Genomic DNA, 1,822 nt, shown 5'->3' on the forward strand with positions numbered 1-1,822 from the left:
AATCCGTCGCGCCCCTTCGTGCGTCCGGTGGGCAAAAGACCGGCGTCGTCAGACGGCCGCCGTCCAGAAGATGAGGAGCAGGATCTGGCCCGTAATGATGCGCAGGAACATCGCGAGCGGGTAGACGGTCGAGTAGGCGACCGCGGAGCTGTTCTTCTCCGAGAGCGTCGCGGCGTAGGCGAGCGTCGGCGGATCCGTCGTGGCGCCCGCCATCAGGCCCACGATCGAGTGGTAGTTGATCGCGAAGACCTTGCGTGCGACGATGCCGATGATGATGAGCGGAATCATCGTGATGAGGACGCCGTAGCCCATGTAGAGCAAGCCGTTGCCGTTCATGAAGGCGTCGGCGAAGCCGTCGCCCGCTGCGAGCCCCACGCTCGCGAGGAAGAAGGCGATGCCGAGCTCGCGGAGCATCAGGCTCGCGGAATTCGTGGTGTAGGTCGCCATCCGCATGGAGGGCCCGTAGCGGCCGAGGAGAATCGCGACCACGAGCGGACCGCCCGCGAGGCCGAGCTTCACCGGAACGGGGACGCCGGGAATGGCGATCGGCAGGATGCCCACGAGGATGCCCACCATGATGCCCACGAAGATCGAGATGATGTTCGGGTGGTCGAGCTTGCCGCGCTGGTTGCCTACGCGTGAGGCGAAGCGCGTGATCGCGCGCTCGGGGCCCACGACCTTCAGGCGGTCGCCCAACTGCAGGTGCAGGCTCCGGTAGGGGAAGACCTCCATGCCGGCGCGGTAGATGCGGGTGATGTTGAGGCCGTCGTAGTGCGAGAGGTGCAGATCCTTCACGCGCACGCCGTTCATCGAGGGGTCGGTGACGGTCACCGTCTCGGCGTGCACGGGCGAGTGGGGCGTGACGAGGTCCACGGCGGGATCGGCCTCCTTGCCGAAGAAGGCGATGATCGAGTCCTTGTTCTCGGCCTGGGAGACGATTCTCAGGATGTCGCCGCGGTGGACCTGCGTCTCGGGGCCGGGGCTCGAGACCTCCGTCTCGCCTGCGGCCTGGCGGCGCGAGCAGACGAAGGGGCGGCCGATGAAGCGACGGATGGATTCGAGGGCCTGGCCGTGGAGGAAGCCGTTGGCAACTTCGACGTGAAAGCAGATCGGCGCGTCGCTCTTGTCGGCTTCGTCCGCCTCCCACGCCTTGTCCTCCTCAGCGAGGTTGATGCGGAAGAGGAGGCGGATGATGATCGCCGAAAGGATGATGCCCACGACGCCCAACGGATAGGCGCAGGCGTAGGCGACGGCGATGTTCTCGCCCGTGTATCCCATCACGGCGAGCGCCTCCTGCGTCGCGCCGAGGCCCGGGGTGTTCGTCACGGCGCCGTAGTGCACGCCGAGGAAGGCCGGCAGGCCGATGCCGTCCGAGAACATCCAGAGCGCGAGTGTCACGAGGATCGAGAGGAGGATCGCGCCCACGGTGAGGCCGTTCAGAATGATGCCGCCCGAGCGGAAGCTCGAGAAGAACGAGGGGCCGACCTGCAGGCCGATGAAGAAGATGAAGAGGATTAGGCCGAAGTCGCGCAGAAACCCGAGCACGTGGGGTTCGACCTCGAGGCCGAAGTGGCCGGCGGCGAGTCCCACGAAGAGTACGAACGTGACGCCGAGGGAGACCCCGAAGACGCGGATGCGTCCGAGGGCGAGCCCGAGCGAGATCACGAGTGCGTAGACGAGCAGGATGTGTGCGACGGAAGCGGGCGACGTGAGCACGGATTCCATGGATGTTCCCCTGGTGGCGGCGTACGGACCGGTCCTGCTCCTTTCCGGTTGGGTCGAATGCGGCCCGGTCTCAGGCGGGGGAGTTCTTCGTGGGGTC

The 1,822-nt window shown here is 66.4% G+C and carries 1 protein-coding gene; it reads right to left on the reverse strand.

Going from position 1 to position 1,822, the window contains the following annotated elements; genetic code table 11:
• Positions 1-48: 48 nt before the first annotated feature.
• Entirely contained in the window at positions 49-1,725 is a 1,677-nt protein-coding gene (locus ACT6Y9_RS10715) for a putative transporter (RefSeq protein ID WP_443744519.1), read from the reverse strand.
• Positions 1,726-1,822 lie beyond the last annotated feature (97 nt).

Source organism: Sutterella sp., from assembly GCF_052272535.1.
Lineage (GTDB): Bacteria > Pseudomonadota > Gammaproteobacteria > Burkholderiales > Burkholderiaceae_F > Sutterella.

Coding starts and splice junctions, on each gene's coding strand:
- ACT6Y9_RS10715 (WP_443744519.1), bottom strand. CDS start 1,725: ATGGAATCCGTGCTCACGTCGCCCGCTTCCGTCGCACACATCCTGCTC.